General features: G+C 63.0%; 18 protein-coding genes. 7 read left to right on the top strand and 11 right to left on the bottom strand.

The window, feature by feature from the left end:
• Nucleotides 1-126 precede the first annotated feature (126 nt).
• Nucleotides 127-558, top strand: a complete 432-nt coding sequence (locus tag FXF75_RS08985) for a hypothetical protein (RefSeq protein WP_163521551.1) — start codon at nt 127-129, stop codon at nt 556-558.
• A gap of 157 nt (nt 559-715) precedes the next feature.
• Here FXF75_RS08985 and FXF75_RS08980 read toward each other — a convergent pair whose 3' ends face one another.
• The 3 genes from FXF75_RS08980 to FXF75_RS08970 all read right to left on the bottom strand — a co-directional run bounded on the left by FXF75_RS08980 (nt 716) and on the right by FXF75_RS08970 (nt 3,537).
• Nucleotides 716-1,819: a PstS family phosphate ABC transporter substrate-binding protein gene (locus FXF75_RS08980; protein ID WP_163521550.1), complete on the bottom strand. Its 1,104-nt coding sequence runs from the start codon at nt 1,817-1,819 to the stop codon at nt 716-718.
• A 280-nt stretch (nt 1,820-2,099) separates the two neighbouring features.
• Complete coding sequence (sod, locus tag FXF75_RS08975; protein ID WP_163521549.1) at nt 2,100-2,711, bottom strand: superoxide dismutase; 612 nt, start codon at nt 2,709-2,711, stop codon at nt 2,100-2,102.
• A 193-nt stretch (nt 2,712-2,904) separates the two neighbouring features.
• The gene (locus FXF75_RS08970) at nt 2,905-3,537 is read right to left on the bottom strand and encodes a superoxide dismutase (protein WP_163521548.1); all 633 of its coding nucleotides are present in this window, start codon (nt 3,535-3,537) and stop codon (nt 2,905-2,907) included.
• Nucleotides 3,538-3,732: 195 nt separating this feature from the next.
• On the opposite strand from FXF75_RS08970, the gene FXF75_RS08965 reads away from it, so the two are divergent.
• On the top strand, nt 3,733-3,963 hold the full coding sequence (locus tag FXF75_RS08965; RefSeq protein ID WP_163521547.1) for a hypothetical protein: 231 nt from the start codon (nt 3,733-3,735) through the stop codon (nt 3,961-3,963).
• 114 nt (nt 3,964-4,077) lie between these two features.
• Nucleotides 4,078-4,560 (top strand): peroxiredoxin, encoded by a 483-nt coding sequence (locus FXF75_RS08960; RefSeq protein ID WP_163521546.1) that lies wholly within the window; start codon nt 4,078-4,080, stop codon nt 4,558-4,560.
• Between the two features lie 42 nt (nt 4,561-4,602).
• Here the strand turns inward: FXF75_RS08960 and FXF75_RS08955 are convergent, their stop codons facing one another.
• Complete coding sequence (locus FXF75_RS08955) at nt 4,603-6,042, bottom strand: deoxyribodipyrimidine photo-lyase (RefSeq protein ID WP_163521545.1); 1,440 nt, start codon at nt 6,040-6,042, stop codon at nt 4,603-4,605.
• 228 nt (nt 6,043-6,270) lie between these two features.
• Here FXF75_RS08955 and FXF75_RS08950 point away from each other — a divergent pair, with 228 nt between their 5' ends.
• On the top strand, nt 6,271-7,047 hold the full coding sequence (locus FXF75_RS08950) for a rhomboid family intramembrane serine protease (protein ID WP_163521544.1): 777 nt from the start codon (nt 6,271-6,273) through the stop codon (nt 7,045-7,047).
• A gap of 1 nt (nt 7,048) precedes the next feature.
• Here the strand turns inward: FXF75_RS08950 and FXF75_RS08945 are convergent, their stop codons facing one another.
• The 6 genes from FXF75_RS08945 to FXF75_RS22540 all read right to left on the bottom strand — a co-directional run bounded on the left by FXF75_RS08945 (nt 7,049) and on the right by FXF75_RS22540 (nt 12,472).
• Entirely contained in the window at nt 7,049-7,942 is an 894-nt protein-coding gene (locus tag FXF75_RS08945; RefSeq protein ID WP_163521543.1) for a hypothetical protein, read from the bottom strand.
• A 149-nt stretch (nt 7,943-8,091) separates the two neighbouring features.
• Nucleotides 8,092-8,472: a hypothetical protein gene (locus FXF75_RS08940; protein WP_163521542.1), complete on the bottom strand. Its 381-nt coding sequence runs from the start codon at nt 8,470-8,472 to the stop codon at nt 8,092-8,094.
• A 937-nt stretch (nt 8,473-9,409) separates the two neighbouring features.
• The gene (locus FXF75_RS08935) at nt 9,410-10,645 is read right to left on the bottom strand and encodes an alpha-hydroxy-acid oxidizing protein (RefSeq protein WP_163521541.1); all 1,236 of its coding nucleotides are present in this window, start codon (nt 10,643-10,645) and stop codon (nt 9,410-9,412) included.
• Nucleotides 10,646-10,669: 24 nt separating this feature from the next.
• Nucleotides 10,670-11,800, bottom strand: a complete 1,131-nt coding sequence (locus FXF75_RS08930) for a putative sulfate/molybdate transporter (protein WP_163521540.1) — start codon at nt 11,798-11,800, stop codon at nt 10,670-10,672.
• A gap of 84 nt (nt 11,801-11,884) precedes the next feature.
• Nucleotides 11,885-12,181 carry a S26 family signal peptidase gene (locus tag FXF75_RS22545; RefSeq protein WP_240334584.1) on the bottom strand — a complete coding sequence of 99 codons (297 nt, stop codon included), beginning with the start codon at nt 12,179-12,181 and terminating at the stop codon, nt 11,885-11,887.
• A 42-nt stretch (nt 12,182-12,223) separates the two neighbouring features.
• Nucleotides 12,224-12,472, bottom strand: coding sequence for a S26 family signal peptidase (locus FXF75_RS22540; RefSeq protein ID WP_240334583.1), 249 nt, complete (start codon nt 12,470-12,472; stop codon nt 12,224-12,226).
• Nucleotides 12,473-12,687: 215 nt separating this feature from the next.
• On the opposite strand from FXF75_RS22540, the gene FXF75_RS08920 reads away from it, so the two are divergent.
• The gene (locus FXF75_RS08920) at nt 12,688-13,692 is read left to right on the top strand and encodes a TIGR04024 family LLM class F420-dependent oxidoreductase (protein WP_163521539.1); all 1,005 of its coding nucleotides are present in this window, start codon (nt 12,688-12,690) and stop codon (nt 13,690-13,692) included.
• Nucleotides 13,693-13,899: 207 nt separating this feature from the next.
• Nucleotides 13,900-14,364, top strand: coding sequence for a VOC family protein (locus FXF75_RS08915; RefSeq protein ID WP_163521967.1), 465 nt, complete (start codon nt 13,900-13,902; stop codon nt 14,362-14,364).
• Here the strand turns inward: FXF75_RS08915 and FXF75_RS08910 are convergent.
• The gene (locus tag FXF75_RS08910; RefSeq protein ID WP_163521538.1) at nt 14,334-14,654 is read right to left on the bottom strand and encodes a hypothetical protein; all 321 of its coding nucleotides are present in this window, start codon (nt 14,652-14,654) and stop codon (nt 14,334-14,336) included. The two genes, FXF75_RS08915 and FXF75_RS08910, sit on opposite strands and share 31 nt — an antisense overlap.
• A gap of 110 nt (nt 14,655-14,764) precedes the next feature.
• Between FXF75_RS08910 and FXF75_RS08905 the strand changes: the two genes are divergently transcribed.
• Nucleotides 14,765-15,346 carry a metal-dependent hydrolase gene (locus FXF75_RS08905; RefSeq protein WP_163521537.1) on the top strand — a complete coding sequence of 194 codons (582 nt, stop codon included), beginning with the start codon at nt 14,765-14,767 and terminating at the stop codon, nt 15,344-15,346.
• Nucleotides 15,347-15,383: the final 37 nt, after the last annotated feature.

Here is a 15,383-nt window from a genome sequence, read left to right as displayed (position 1 = left end):
GACCGCGGGTGCCGCGCTTGGACAGACAGTCCTTCGTTCTCGACCGCGCGGTAGCCGCCGACCCGGAGTACCAACGCCGCGGCCGTCCTAATTTTTATGTCGCCCGGCGACGCAGATTCACCGACGATGGGAGATGAGAACGATGGGCAGGGTCGAGACGCCACGTCAGCGCTCGTCGAGGCGTTCTCGACGTTCGGGAGCGACGGTCTCCGCGACGTGTGGCTGTTCGACCAGAACGCCCACGAGGGACTGTACGTCCGCGAGGACGTGGAGCGAAAGATAACCGACCTCGACGTTCCGCGGTTCGTGGACAACGAGCGGTACGGCTACGTCACCCGCGACACCTACGGTGACCTCTACTACGCCTCCTACGCGTACACGGTCCGGGGGTTCGACGAGTTCGAGCAGTTCAGGACCTTCCTCGGCGACGGCGACGAGCGAGTGGGCGTGTTCGCCAGTTTCGACCGCCGCAAGGGTGGCTACGACTTCGGCGCGCTGCACGACGAGATTGCGGCAGTCGTCGCCGACCGCCCCATAGAGTCGTTCTCGCCGGAGTGAGTGGCGCGGTCGGGGGTCGAGAAATAGAACTGCGGGCGACGGCGAGGACCGAGGGTCACGGCCGACAGCGAGGGCCGAGAAACGCGGAAGGTGCCGAAATACGGGAGCGGTGACGTGCGATTGGCCGACGAGTCTTCGGGCAGGTCGCCCGACCGAGTTACTGTTCCGGTTCGGGAAGGTTGCCGAGTTGGTTCTTCTGGCGCTCGTCGGTCAGCGTCGCGTAGCCCTGCGTCTTCACGTAGTTCTCCTGACCGAAGTCGCTGATTATCATCCGGAGGTACGCGGCCTCCTTCTTCGAGGTGCCCTCGTAGGTGTAGCAGTGGAGGTCCCGCGAGAGGGGATAGTTCTCGTCGGCGAGGTTCTTGCCCGGTTCGTACACCTTGCCGTCGAACTCCAGTTTGATGGCGGGAACCTCGCTGGTGACGAACGCCAGCGCCATGTACGCGATGGCGTTGTCGGACTTCGAGACGAGGGTCTTGACCTGTTGATTCTGGCCTTTCCGCACGTCCACGCCCGACATCTTCGCGTCGGGGCCGCCGAGCATGTTCACCCGGAACGCGGTGTCGGTCCCCGACCCTTCTGAACGACCGACCACCTGAATCTCGCGGTCCTCACCGCTGTAGGCGTCTATCCCCGACCAGTTCTCTATCTCGCCCCTGTAGATTTTCCGCACCTGCTCGGCGGTCAGTTTGTCCACGCCCGCCTCCCGAATCTCCTTGCTGACCACGAGGGGTTGGGCGTCCACACCGACGACGTGGTCGGTGTACTTCTCCAGTTCCGACTCGCTGGCGTCGGGGAGTTCGGCCTTCACGGGTGCACTGGCGTCGCCGATGTCCACGAGACCCTCCTTGAGTTTCTCCAAGCCGGTTCCCGAGTGGCTCAGGCCGACCGACACGTCGAACGGCGGCGCGGCGCTCCCGGTGGCCTCGAACCCGTACAGGCCCGCCCAGTAGTCCGCGAGGCGTTTCTCGGTGTCGATTCCGTACTGGTTCGGACCCCAGTACTCTTTATCGCTGGCCTTCGGGTTCGAGGACCAGACCGACCCCGCCGTACTCGTGATGGGGTACACCGTCGAGGAACCGCCGGCCTTCAGTTTTCCGGTGGACTGCCCGGAATCCTTCGACTGCGAACCGGAACCACCCTGCGCGCCGCCTCCGTTCGTCCCGCTGCCACCGGTCCCGCCGATGCATCCGGCGAGTCCGAGGGTCGCGCTTGCTCCGGCCGCGGTCAGGAACGTCCGACGAGTCGGTTTCTCTGTCATCACGTGGTGAAACTCTCGTCTACCACATAAACCCTCCGAACAAAATATATATTTTATCGATAACTATATATTGCTCTCCATTGACCCCGTTTCTCAATGATACCGTCGGGTTTGGGAACAGTTCACGGCCGTAATCGTGGATGCATACACCGTCGTCGGACACACGCTGCTGTCGAACTCCTCCTTGCGAGACGCACGCTGGCGGTAGACCGCCCGTGACGCACGCGATAGCCGCGGCTACTGGGCGAATCGACCGAAAGAAAAGCGATAGCTCGGGAGCTTACTCGTGGTTGCCGACGGTCTTCTCGTACTGCTCGGCGACGTGGTCCCAGTCGACGACCTCGAAGAAGTTCTCCACGAAGTCGCCGCGGTCCGGACCGTAGTCGTAGTAGTAGGAGTGCTCCCACACGTCGAGCGCGAGGATGGGGTGTGCACCCCAGAGCGCGCCTTGGTCGTGCTTGTCTACGGCGACGTTGCGGAGTTGCTTGGCGACCGGGTCGTAGACGAGGAGCGCCCAGCCACCGGCGGCGCTCGCTGCGGTCTCGAACTCGCCCTTCCAGCCCTCGTAGGAGCCGAAGTCCTCCTCGATGCGGTCGAGTAGGTCGCCCTCGGGTTCGCCGCCGCCGTTCGGGGACATGTTCTCCCAGAACAGCGTGTGCAGGTAGTGACCCGAACCGTTGTGGGTCACGTCGCCGAGCGCGCCCGCGGTGCCGCCGAAGTCACCGCTCTCGCGGTTCTCCGCCAGCGTCTCCTCGGCGCTGTCGAGTCCGTTGACGTAGCCCTGATGGTGGGTGTCGTGATGCCACGTGAGGACCTGTTCGCTGATGTGCGGTTCGAGTGCGTCGTAGTCGTACGGAAGCGGTGGTAGTTCGGGGTTGGATCGCTCAGACATAATTGAACCTCGTACAGGTATATGTCTCTTTTTGGTCTTAAACCTTGAGAAGTCGATTGGTAACAATACTCTAGCGACGACTCGAACGTCGCTATCGAGCCTTCTCGACCGGATTTCGGGGGCGGTCGATGAAAATTATTACAGTATATACACTGTCACTTCTCGGCCAGTTCCGGGCCGCGGCGACCGGCGGCTACTGACTCCCGGTCTGCTTGGGAATCGTGTCGGCCTGCTGGGCCTGCTGGTAGCGCTGTTCCACGTCGTCCCAGTTCACCACGTCCCAGAAGTTGTCCACGTACTCCCCGCGGTTGTTCTCGTACTGGAGGTAGTAGGCGTGTTCCCACACGTCGCAGACGAGGAGCGGCGTCGCGCCCTGCGGATGCTGGTTCTGGTGATTCTCGGCCGCCGCGACGATGGGCTTGTCGGCGATGTGGTCGTAGACCAGCATGCCCCACCCGGAGCCTTCGACGCCCTTCGCGGCCTGCGAGAAATCCTGCTTGAACTGGTCGTAGCCGCCGAAGTGTTCGTCGAAGGCGTCGGCCAACTCCCCGCCAGGTTCGCCGCCGCCGTCCGGATGCATGTTCTGCCAGAAGACGGTGTGGTTGACGTGCCCCGAGAGATTGAACGCGAGGCTCCGCTTGACCGCGCGCACGTCGCCGAAGTCGCCGCTGTTACGCATCTCTTCGAGTTGGTCGAGGGCGGCGTTCGCACCGTCCACGTACCCCTGATGGTGCTTGTCGTGGTGGAGTTCCATGATGCGCTGGTCTATCGCCGGTTCGAGCGCGTCGTAGTCGTACGGCAGTTCCGGTAGTTCGTAAGTAGCCATCTGCTTTCCCCCGTCTCTCGCGGCAACGGCCACGGGGTTAAGCTTTAAGCGAGTGGTCGAATCGGCGATATGCGGGTTCGCAGACAGACATTCCGGACGCTAGTGGGACCCCTATTCCCGGCACTCGATGCCGGTCCGTCGGCCAGAATGGTAAAGGAGACAATATTTTTATGCTCCCGCAGAGAGCGGACGAGTATGAGACGATATCTCCGCAACAACCCCGGCTTCGTCCGTCTCGCGTTGGCGATACTCGTGGTCTGTCTCCTCGGTCTCGCGTTCGCGTCCATGGCGCTCGGTCGCGACTGGCAGCGAATCGAGACCCTCCTGCTCCCCGTCGCGGCGGTACTGACCGCCCTCCTTTTGTTCAAGGCCGCCGCGGTCGTCGCCTCTATCGGACTCCGGTTCGTCCTTTCGCTCGGCGACTGAGCGCATCGAGGCGATTCGTCGCCGCCGGTCCGTACTTCCGACGGCGACAGTCCGCTGCCGGTCAGTCCGACCGCGGCCGCAAGTCGCTTTGAATCGAGTGTCCTACCTGCACCCATGCCACTCGAAGGCTCCGAGGCGCCCGAGTTCACACTCGAAAGCACGTCCGGCGGCGAGGTATCGCTCGAAGAGACGCTCGAAACCGGCCCGACGATAGTCCTGATAAACCGCGGCTACTGGTGTAGTTTCTGCGCCGAGCAGTTGGCGACCTTCAGCAGGGTGTACGAGGACCTCCGGTTCAACGAGGGCGTGGACGTCCTCCCCGTTGTGACGAGCGAGCTACCGAAACTGGTCGAGATGCGCGACCGGTTCGACTACAACTTCCAGTTGCTCGCCGACCCGGACGGCGACGTCGCCGAGCAGTACAGCGGGACCGAGCAGACCAGTCACGGTCTGACCGGCGTCGCCGGTACCTACGTCGTGGACACCGACGGGCAGGTCCGGTACGAGCAGGTGGCGGGCGACGTGAGCGACCGCACCTACGGCAACTGGGTCCGGTACTTCGTCCGGAACGACTTCGAGGACCCCTTCGGCGAGTGAGGTTCCTCCGGCGAACACGGACCCTCCGGCGAGCAGCGACGCTCACTCGTCGCCGCGCGCGTCCTCGAACATCGCAATCGCCGCCTCCCGTCGCTCGGCGTGGTCCACGACCGGCGCGGGGTACTCGGACGCGACTCGTTCGCGCTCGTCCGGGTCGAGTTCGTGCCAGCCGTGAACCTCCTCGGCGCTCGCGTCGGCGAGTTCGGGGACGTAGCGCTCGATGAACTCCGCGTCGGGGTCGTACCGTTCACCCTGTGTCATGGGGTTGAACACGCGGAAGTACGGTTGGGCGTCGGTTCCGGTCGAGGCGGCCCACTGCCACCCGCCGGTGTCGTTGGCGGTGTCGTGGTCCGCGAGTCTCTCGCGGAACCAGTCGTACCCTTCGCGCCAGTCGAGCAACAGGTCCTTCGTGAGGAACGAGGCGACGACCATCCGGAGGCGGTTGTGCATCCACGCTTCCTCCCGGAGTTGGCGCATCGCGGCGTCCACGATGGGGTAGCCCGTCCGGCCCTCCTTCCACGCTCGCAGGGCCTCGTCGTCGTCCCGCCAGTCGATGTCGTTCTCGTACTCCCTGTAGTTTCGAGTCACCACGTCCGGGCGGGCCGAGAGGACGTGCGCGTAGAACTCCCGCCACGCGAGTTGGCGCTGGAACTCCTCGACCGACGCGGCCTCGCTCCCCTCCTCGTCGGGGTCGCCGTCCGCGCGCTGGGCGGCCTCCTCGGTCGCTTCCCAGACCTCCCGGACGCCGATAGTCCCCCACTTGAGGTGGACCGAGAGCCGCGAAGTCGCGTCCTTCGCGGGGTAGTCGCGGTCCTCGGCGTACCCGAAGATGGTCTCCTCGCAGAACTCCCGGAGTCGGTCGCGAGCGGCCTCGGTCCCGGCGGAAGGAACCCCGGCCTCCGGTTCCTCGAAGCCGAGGTCGGCCAGCGACGGGAGGTCGGTCACTCGCTCCGCTGCGTCGATTCGCTCAGAACCGACGACTTGCCCCGCCTCGGGCGGGGCGAACGGCGCGTCTTTCTCCCGGTCGCGCCACTTCTTCCAGAAGTACGTGAACACCGAGTAATGTTCGCCCTCGTTCGTCCGAATCGTGCCGGGTTCGTGGAGGAGTTCGTCGTGGTAGGCCGCCCGCGAGACCCCGGCGTCGTCGAGCGCGAGACGGACCTCGCTGTCGCGTTCGGCCGCCAACCCGGAGTAGTCGCGGTTCCAGAAGACGGCGTCGGCGTCGTACTCGTCGGCGAGTCGGGGGAGTTCCTCGCGTGGGTCACCGCGAGTCACGAGCAGGTCGCCGCCCAACTCGCGGTAGTCGGCCCGGAGCGATTCGAGCGCGTCGAGCAGGACGGCCACGCGCGGCGGACTCGCGTGGGCGAGAATCTGGGGGTCGAAGACGAACACCGGCAGTACGGACTCGCCACCGGCGACTGCCTCGGCCAGCGCGCGGTTGTCCGCGACCCGGAGGTCCCGTCGGTGCCAGTGAAGGTTCATGTTCGGGACGAAGGACCGGCGGACCGTCAAACAATGGGTCGTCGGTCGGTATTCGGGACGTAGTTCACAGTCGGTCAATCGCGCTCGACCAGCACCGATTCGTCCAATTCCGCGACCGAATCCTGTCCGATCTCTTCTCGTTCCAAAGGGTGACTCTCGGTTACCAGATATAGCCGTAACAGAAACAGGAAAATATGTTTATTGTAGAGCTGTTAGTATAATGTAGAAATGCGGCTGAGCAAGGTAGTAAATGTCACGATGCTACTAGCTGTCCCGGCAGCACTCCTCGTCGTTCACCATTTGTTTACCAAGCAACTCCGGTACTCGCTCGTCCTCTTTGTTCAGCATCCGCGACCAATACCCATTTTCACCTCGTCTTTCGTCCACCTCTCCAATGAACACCTCTTTGCTAATCTCCTCGGGTACTCCTTCGGAGCGCTGGTGACCTATTTGCTTTGTCGCCGTTCCGACAACCTGACGTGGTTTCGGAGGACTTACGTTCTTCTTCTCTTCGTGCTTCCGCTATTCACGTCCAGCGTGAACATCGCTACGTTTTACCTATTTCTTCCGGGCCGTCACGTCGTTACGTACGGCTTCTCAAGTATCGTCGCAGGGTTCCTCGGCTTTCTCCTCGCTATTCTGTCGGAAATGGTGAGCAATCGTTTTAGCGACGAGGCGGCTGCTTATATCATTACACTCATAGTGTCCAGCATTGTAATGCTTCTCGCTGTCCGATACGGTCGTCGCTCGGACTTGATGTTGCTCGGAGTGCCTGTCTTCGGACTTTGCTTTTCCTTGGTCGGCCTTGCTTCGCAGACGTGGCCAAATACATCTCCGGACGTAGTTCTCATCGTTCTTATCGGTGCATTTTGTATCGGGTTCGCGAACCTCCTCTTTCCGCCGAGTCCGGTCACCACTAACACGAACATCTTTGCTCATGCGGGTGGGGTCGTGGGTGGTCTGATTCTCGCAGAAGCCGTGCGACGAAGGACCGCAGAAGTGTGAGTTATTTGTTTGGAAGGAACGCAAGACCCGTGAGAAGTATCGTGGCAAGCATACTGAGGATAAGTACGCCCCAGATACCGGCAATACGTTCGTTCCTGTGATTAACAGCGTTGAGTGCCGATTGGTACTTTGACGGTTGGTCGGAGAGTACGAGCGTGCTGTTGTTCGGGTAGTGGGATGTGTACGTCTTTCCGTTTAGGGTTACGTTATTCCCTCCTGCAGGGAACTGCATCTCTGTGGGCACGCCACCGCGGATAAGTGTCGTCTTCACCGCCGTTGTCTCACCGAACTTCACAGTATTCGTTCGTGGTGCAGTCCACACGATTTTGACGCTATCGCGGGTGATGTTCGTGACAGAGGTGCTGTTGTCTTTATACTGTATCGTACCGCCGGTGGTCAGTCGCTTTGTTTCGGGTTCACCGAACTGCTGGCGCTTGTACTCCTTTATGGGAACTAGCGTTCTATTACCATCGCTACCATTGGTAATGACGAACGTTTGCCCCTCCTGCTCCACCGTCGTCGTATCGTTACCGAGTTGCTGAATCTCGCGGAGCGTCACCGCAGACGGTTTCGACTGGTTGGGAATCAACACACGGTACGAGTTGTTTTGGTACGAAATTGTGGAATTGTTTGCCCACGTCTCGGTGTATCGTGCGGATGCGTTCACCCACTTTGCCGTTGCTGAACGGACGAGTTCACCTTTGGAGATCCGTGCCGAGACATCGGTCACATTGTATGTCTGACCATCAACCGAGAATTGGTCCCCTTCTGTCACTGTATAGTCGGGATTCTCAATCGATGCAGTCGGTTGAGCTGTAACCGAAAGAACGGTGAACGCTGCAGTAGCTACAAGCAAAAAGAATGCCACATACAGCGTCGTAGTGCGCTTCTGCATACGACATAGGTTTCAATTCCTACCATAAAACAGTTGCTAAACTTAGCATACAGGGAGGAAATATGGCCTAAAAATATGGCAATTTTACACAAACATAGCGGCGCCTATGCAGTCCTTACCAAAATATAATGAAGTGTTAGGCCTACTATCTAGTAGGTGTTAACTGGAGACAGTCCGTTTTTCGGTGTCCACCCGCTTAGACCGGCATCCCAGTCAACTTCTACGAACTCAACGCCGGATTCGGAGTCAGTAACTGCACTTCCCTGTGCAGTTCCGAATGGGTCGTTGTACGCGTCTCCGTCGTGAGTCTGGTCGAAGGTGTCCGTGTCGGGTTGGTTGTAGATGGAGACGTACCCGTCGTCGTTTCCGTCTGTGACGCGTTGGCCATCGTAGTAGTTGGGCGACAAGGGCGGTGAGTCCGATTCGGTAACCTTCCGAGCACTTGCAGGAACGGTGGCAGCGAGCCCAACCGTAGCGACACCAACGGTTCGCAGAACTTCCCGTCGACTGCTATTATTCTCGTTGTTCATGGGTTTAGATACCCAGCCATACCTTACCTCCCGATATATTTTTGCTAAACTAGTGGCCAAATTATCTGGGGGCAAGTCATATTACTTAAAACCTTGCACTATTTAAGTCAGTGGAATTAAGTGATGTCAATGTATTATCCTTTCCTATGGTCCCGACAAATACAGATGACGTCCTTCTTACCCTAATCAAGCGACAACGGTATCTAAACTCACTTCTCGGTGAGCGGAAGTCAAAGGCGGAACTAATTGAAAGAACAGGGTCACCACGTTCAACGGTAGACAGAGCAGTACGAGAGTTAGAAACGGTACGTGCAGCTAAACGGACCAGTGAGGGATATGGGGCCACGGCACTCGGACGACTCGCTTACCGAGAACTCGTCCAGACGCGACAGCAAATCGAGGGCATCATTGAATGCGGTGATTCACTTCAAACAGGAAGAAATACAGATGAGCTTTCGACTGCATTCTTTCAAAATGTAACTGTCGTCCGACCGAAGAAGAGCGAGCCGGACGCACCACTTCGTCATCTACGTAACTATATTTGTGGTGCAGACACCATCGAAGTAATGTCGCCATTGATTCTCGACCAATCCATTCAGTTCTATTACGAGGCAATAACTGAAGACGATCTTTCTGCGGAGTTCACCCTCACATCACCGTGTATAAAGCGTTTGTTGTCTACCGATCGTGCTAAATTTTCTGAAATAATAAACAAACGATTCGTAACTGTCTGTGAGGCCCCCTCGGAAATACCATTTGCTCTGTTTCTATTACAAAAGAACAATCGATCGCGAGTAGCCGTTCTGCTACAAAGTTACGATGGTGTTAGCACGTTGCTGACTTCTCATCACCGACTCGCCCTCGATTGGGGCAAGCGAACGTACAAACGCTACCAGCGGCGATCAAGGAAGTTACAGTCGGTTTCAAAGTGATGAAATCAGTCAGCTATCCATCTCGAGACCACGGATTTGCTGAGTTCAGATACGCTATCTCGACCACTCAGCGCCAGCGTAAGGTCGAAGTCCGCGAGGAAGTTCCGGACAACCTCCCGAACCCCGTCCTCGCCGTCGATTGCCAGTCCGTAGACGTACGGCCGCCCGAGCAGGACCGCGTCCGCGCCCAGCGCGATGGCCTTGATGGCGTCCGCACCGCGCCGGATTCCGCTGTCGAACAGGACTGCGAACTCGTCGCCGTCCGGCCGTTCGTCCCCGGCGGCGTCGCTCGCGGCCCGCGCGTCTTCGACTGCGGACACGACCCGAGGCAACGCCTCGATGGCCGAGAGTGCGCCGTCCACCTGTCGGCCGCCGTGATTCGAGACGACCACGCCGTCCACGCCCCGGCGGACCGCTTCGCGGGCGTCCTCTGGATGGAGGATGCCCTTCAGAATCACCGGGAGGTCGGTCGCTTCCCGGACGCGCTCCACGGTCTCCCAGTCCATCGAGAGGTCACCGAACTGCTCGATGAACTGCCAGAGCGCGCCCTGTTCGTCCTCCTCCGGCGGGGCATCGAGCGAATCGCGGAACGCCGGGTCCGAGAGGTAGTTCGCCACGCCCTCGCCGTCGAGGAACGGCAGGTAGGCGTTGGCAACGTCGCGCTCGCGCCACCCCATCGTCGGCGTGTCGAGGGTGATTACGATGGCCTCGTAGCCCGCGTCTTCCGCGCGATTCACGAAGCTCTCGGTCACCTCGGAGTCGGCGCTCGGGTAGAGTTGGAACCACCCGGTCGCGTCGTCCAACTCCTCGGCCACGTCCTCCATCGTGGCCGACGCCGCGGAACTGGAGACGAACGGGACGCCGACGTCGCTGGCGGCCCGGGCGCTGGCGAGTTCGCCGCCCTCGTGGATGATGGACTGGACGCCGACCGGCGCGAGCAGGACCGGCACGGGGAGTCGTTGGTCCAGAACTTCGACCGAGAGGTCGCGTTCGGCCACGTCCCGCAGCATTCGGGGCACGATGCGCCACCGTCGGAACGCCTCGCGGTTCTGGTCGGCGGTGTCCTCGCCGCCCGCGCTCCCGACGACGTAGGCGGAGGCCTCCTCCGAGAGCGCGTCCATGGCCTCCGCGCGGAGTTCCTCCGGGTCGGTCGGGAGTTCGGGCCGCCGGTCTGCGAGCATCCCGCCGGCGTACACCTCGCGCTGGCGATTCGGACCGTAGGCCTCTGAGGGGTCGTCCATGGTGGGAGGTCGGAGTGTGGGTTGTTATAACTTATCGAGGAAACGCCGGAATCGAGTCCGTCTCACCACCACGGACACCGCGATGCCCACCACGAACGCCAATCCGACGTTCGTCGCCGCGCCGAGGACGCCGACGCCGACGGTAAGCGCGAGCGTGTCGGTGGTCAGACTCGCTTTGCCCAACTCCACCGCGACCAGCGCGAGAACGACCCCGAGCGCGGCCATCGGGAACGCCGCGACCAAATCGACTGCGACCAGCGCGGCCGCCGCGTAGAGTCCGCCGAGGACCAGATTCGCGCCCGCGGTTCTGGCACCGAAGGCGTGCTTGCCCGCCACGCCGCCGCTCCCGTGGCACATCGGGAGCGCGCCCAGCGGAACCGCGACCAAGTTCATCGCACCCATGCTCGTCGCCAGTTCGTCGGGCGACACGTCGGCGTCGTAGAGGTCGCCCAGCAGGAGCGAGGTAGCCACCGCGGCGTTGCCTATCGTCATCGCCAGTTGCGCGCCGGTCGCGGTGAGCGCGTTCGTCGTCGGGTCGAACTCGGCCAGTCCCAGTGCGAGCGCACCGGCGCTCCCGCCGAACTCCGGCACCGCGAAACTCGGCGCGCCCGTCTCGGCGGCGGCGAGCGCGACCCCGAACGCGAGGACGACCAGCGCGCTGGCCCGCGGACGGCCCAGTGCGACGACCGCGACCCCGACGGCTCCGGCCGCGAGCGCGGTCTTCGGTGCCCCGGCACCGAGTTCGAAGCCGGTCCGGAGGAGGACCAGCGCGACGGCCAACTGGACGCCGCGGATGACGGACGGGTCGATGCGCTCGGCGAGTGCACCGAGTGCGCCCGCCGTTCCGAGCGCGAGCAGAACCCCGCCGGCGAGCGTCCCGGCCGCCGCGAGTTCGGGCACCGTCAGCGACCCGGCGATGACCAGCGCCGCGAGCGCCTTCATCGGTTCGACCGAGACGGGCGCACCGTACCGGACGCCCCAGACGACCTGAAACGCGCCGAACCACAGCAGGAGGACGGGAAGTCGGAGGTCGGTCAGCGACGACACCGCGACCACGACCGGCAGGACCGTCACGGAGTCGCCGACCGCGCCGGTCACCTCGCCGGTCGAGAGTTCGACCGCTCTCCCCCGTATCTCGGCGACCGGACGCTCCATGGGTGACACACAGCGCCGTAACTGACTTAGGTTTACTGAGAAACCGAATATCGGTTCGAACGCGAGTTTTGTAACCGGTTCCAGTTACTGGAGCGCGAGACGGATGTGGCCGAGGTACGGAACCCGGACCTCCGCGGTCCCGCGAATCCACGACGGTCGGACCGGGCGACTCCGTCCGACCGCTTGGTCGTAGTACCGGTTGGCGTCGCCCAGCGTGACGAACCCGGCGTTCGGTGCCGGACAGTTGGTAACGTCGGCGCAACTGTCACCAGGCACGTGGTTCGGATTCGCCTCGTCGTACCAGTTCTCCGACTCGTTCACCCAGAACCGCGCCCGGTGGATGATGGGTGTCGTCCGCTCTCTGCCGTTTCGCTGGAACACCACGACGTCGCCGGAGTCGCCCGACTTCCGGTAGCCCTCGGTCTAGCCGGTTCGATAGGTGACGACGCCGGTCCTTCGGGTAGCGACGTCGGGCGCGAATCGCTGTTCGTCCATCAGAAATACGAGGTCACCGCGCTGCATGTGCAGTTCCATGCTTCCGCTCTCGACGGCGACCATCGGCGGCCAGACGCCGCTCGCACCGAACAGGACGAGACCGATTACGAGGACGATAGCGGCGCTGCTCCCGGCTTCACGGAGGAGTTCGACGACGTGGTCCGTCTCCCGGAGCACGTCAGCCAGTCGCGCAGGCTATCGGGCGAGGTGTCGTCGCTCATCGACTCTGAGCTATCGCCGGCAGTCGTATCAACCTTCTGTCTAGAGTGTGCAGGGTGGCGGGATTCGCGGCGGTCTCGACTCGAGGAGCCAAACCGGTCGCTCGATAAACCTCGTTCCCGGTCCCGACAGTTGGCATGGGAACTATGGGGTCCGGTTCCGTGGTCTCGCCCATGACCGACCGAACCGTCCACCTGCCCGTCGCCGCGCAACCGAGTATCGACGACATCGTCTCGCTGACCCAGCGGGCCGAAGACCGCGGCTACCGACGGGCGTGGCTCCCCGAGACGTGGGGCCGGGACGCCGCGACAGTCCTCTCGGCCATGGCCGAGCGCACCGAGGACATCGGTATCGGGCCGTCGATTCTGAACGTCTACTCGCGGTCCCCGGCGCTCGTGGGCCAGACCGCCGCCACCCTGCAGGAACTCTCCGACGGTCGGATGCGCCTCGGCATCGGTCCCTCCGGTCCCGCCGTCATCGAGGGGTGGCACGGCCAGAGCTTCGAGCGACCCCTCCGTCGGACCCGCGAGTACATCGACATCGTCCGGAAGGTCCTCTCGGGCGAGACCGTCGATTACGCTGGCGAGGAGTTCACGCTCGGCGGGTTCCGTCTTCGGAGCGACCCGCCGGAGACGCCCGTCGCCATCGACGCGGCCGGGATGGGTCCCAAGTCGGTCGAACTCGCCGGGCGCTTCGCGGACGGGTGGCACGCCCTGATGCTCACGCCCGACGGGATTCGGGACCGCCTCGAAGACCTCCGACGGGGGGCCGAACTCGGCGACAGGGACCCCGACGACGTCCGCGCCACGCTCTCGATGACCTGCGCGGTCTCCGAGGACGGCGAGCGCGCCCGAGAACTCGCGCGCCAGCACCTCGCGTTCTACGTCGGCGCAATGGGCACCTTCTACCGGGAAGCCCTCGCGCGGCAGGGCTACGAGGAGACCGCCGAAGCGGTCGCCACGGCGTGGGGTAACGGCGACCCGGAGGCCGCCAGCGCGGCCATCGACGACGACCTGCTCTCTGACCTCGGCGCGGTGGGGACCCCCGAGGAGGCCCGCGCGCAACTCCGGAAGTTCGAGAACATCGACGGTCTGGACCGGGTCGCGGTGTCGTTCCCCCGCGGCGCGGAGCAGGACGAATTGGAAGCCACCATCGACGCGCTCGCCCCAGAGGAGTAGTTCCGGACTCAGTCCACGCGGCACACCCTGACCGACCGTCGTTACTATTCTGCGATTTTCGCTGCCGAGAGAACCGGAGAAGCCGCGTAAAGCCTATCCGGGTCGAGGTCGCAGACGGGAACCGTGACCGATTCCGTCGAGACCGACCCTATCGAAACGGACTCCACCGAAACTGACCCGAACGAGACCGACTCGGTCGAGACCGAGATGCCCGACGTACGCGTGGACCACGTCGGCATCGCGGTCCGCTCCGTGGCCGACGCCGAACCCCTGCTGGAACTGCTCGGGGCCGAGAAACTCGTCCACGAGACGGACCCGACCGGCGCGTTCCGGTGGGCCTACTACCTGCTGGGCGACGCCTCCCGAATCGAACTCGTCGAACCGGTCGAGGGGGAGGCGTCGTTCCTCACCGACTTCCTCGCCGAGAACGGGCCGGGGATGCACCACGTCACGCTCGAAGTCGCCGACCTGAACGCCGCGATAGCCGCGCTCGAAGCCGAAGAGGTCCGCGTCGTGGACCGGACCGACTACGAGGGGTGGGCCGAGGCGTTCGTCTCGCCGCGGAATCCGACCGGGGTCCTCCTCCAGTTGATGGAGTACCGCGGTCCCTTCACCGAGGGTCGGCCCGACCCCGAGCGACTCTACATCGGCGGGAAGCGATTGGGAGAGTAGCGGTCCGGGTCGCTGGTGGTGTCGGGGTCGTCCGCATCGGTTGTTCCCTTCTCGTCGCCGTCTGCACCGTCTACGCCGTTCCCGTCGCCGCGCGCCTCGTCCGTCCCGTCTCCGGTACTGGCGCCGCTCCCGTCGCTCATCAGCAGTCCGAGGAAACTGAGAAGCAGACCCACGAAGAGTCCTAAAGTAAACGGATTATCCGAGACGCCACGGACGGCTTCCGCCACGACGAAGAAACCGCTGGCGCAGATGACCGCGATGCCGAACAGCATCGTCTTGAGGCCACGCATACGCGACCCTCACAGACCAGTCCGGTAACACTTTCGCTGCGTGGCGAGCGAGAACGCTACGTTCGGATGCCCGCCGTCGGGCTTAATGGCGTCCCCGAACTACGAACCGTATGTATCCGCTGGGGCACGTCGGCATGGCACTGCTGTTCGTCGCGCCGGTCGCCCTCGCGCTCGACCGCAGGCGTCGGTACCCGCCGGTCGCGGCGCTGGCGCTCGCCACCGCGCTCCTGCCCGACGTGGACGGCAAGATTCCGTTCTCGCACCACCACGGCGGCCCGCACACCGTGCTGTTCGCACTCGTTGGGAGTCTCGCGGTCGGACTCGCACTCGCGTTCGTCTCGGCGAACGTCTCGTGGGCCGCCCGGCGTATCGAGAGCGTGCCCGCGTTCAGACCGCGGGCCGCGTTCGCCCTCGGGTTCGCGGGGGCGCTCGCCGGTCTCGCCAGCCACCTGTTCGCGGACCTGTTGATGATACCCATCGCCGACAACCCGGTGGAACCTCTCTGGCCGTTCTCCCAGCAGACGGTCGCGCTCGGCGTGATGCACCCCGGCGACCCGGCGTGGAACTGGGGACTGTTGGCCGCGGGAATCGCCGTGCAGGTTCTCCTCTTTCTCGCGTTCGTTCCCCGGGTCCACGACCGGGTGCTGGCGGTCCGCGAGGGGCGCTCGCACGACTCGAATCGACCTCGATAGGCCGTTTTGGTGGCGTCGGGAACTTCGTCGGGACCGA

It is taken from the genome of Halorussus sp. MSC15.2, assembly GCF_010747475.1.
In the GTDB taxonomy this organism is placed as follows: Archaea; Halobacteriota; Halobacteria; order Halobacteriales; family Haladaptataceae; genus Halorussus.
This window is presented reverse-complemented; position numbering and strand designations above follow the sequence as displayed.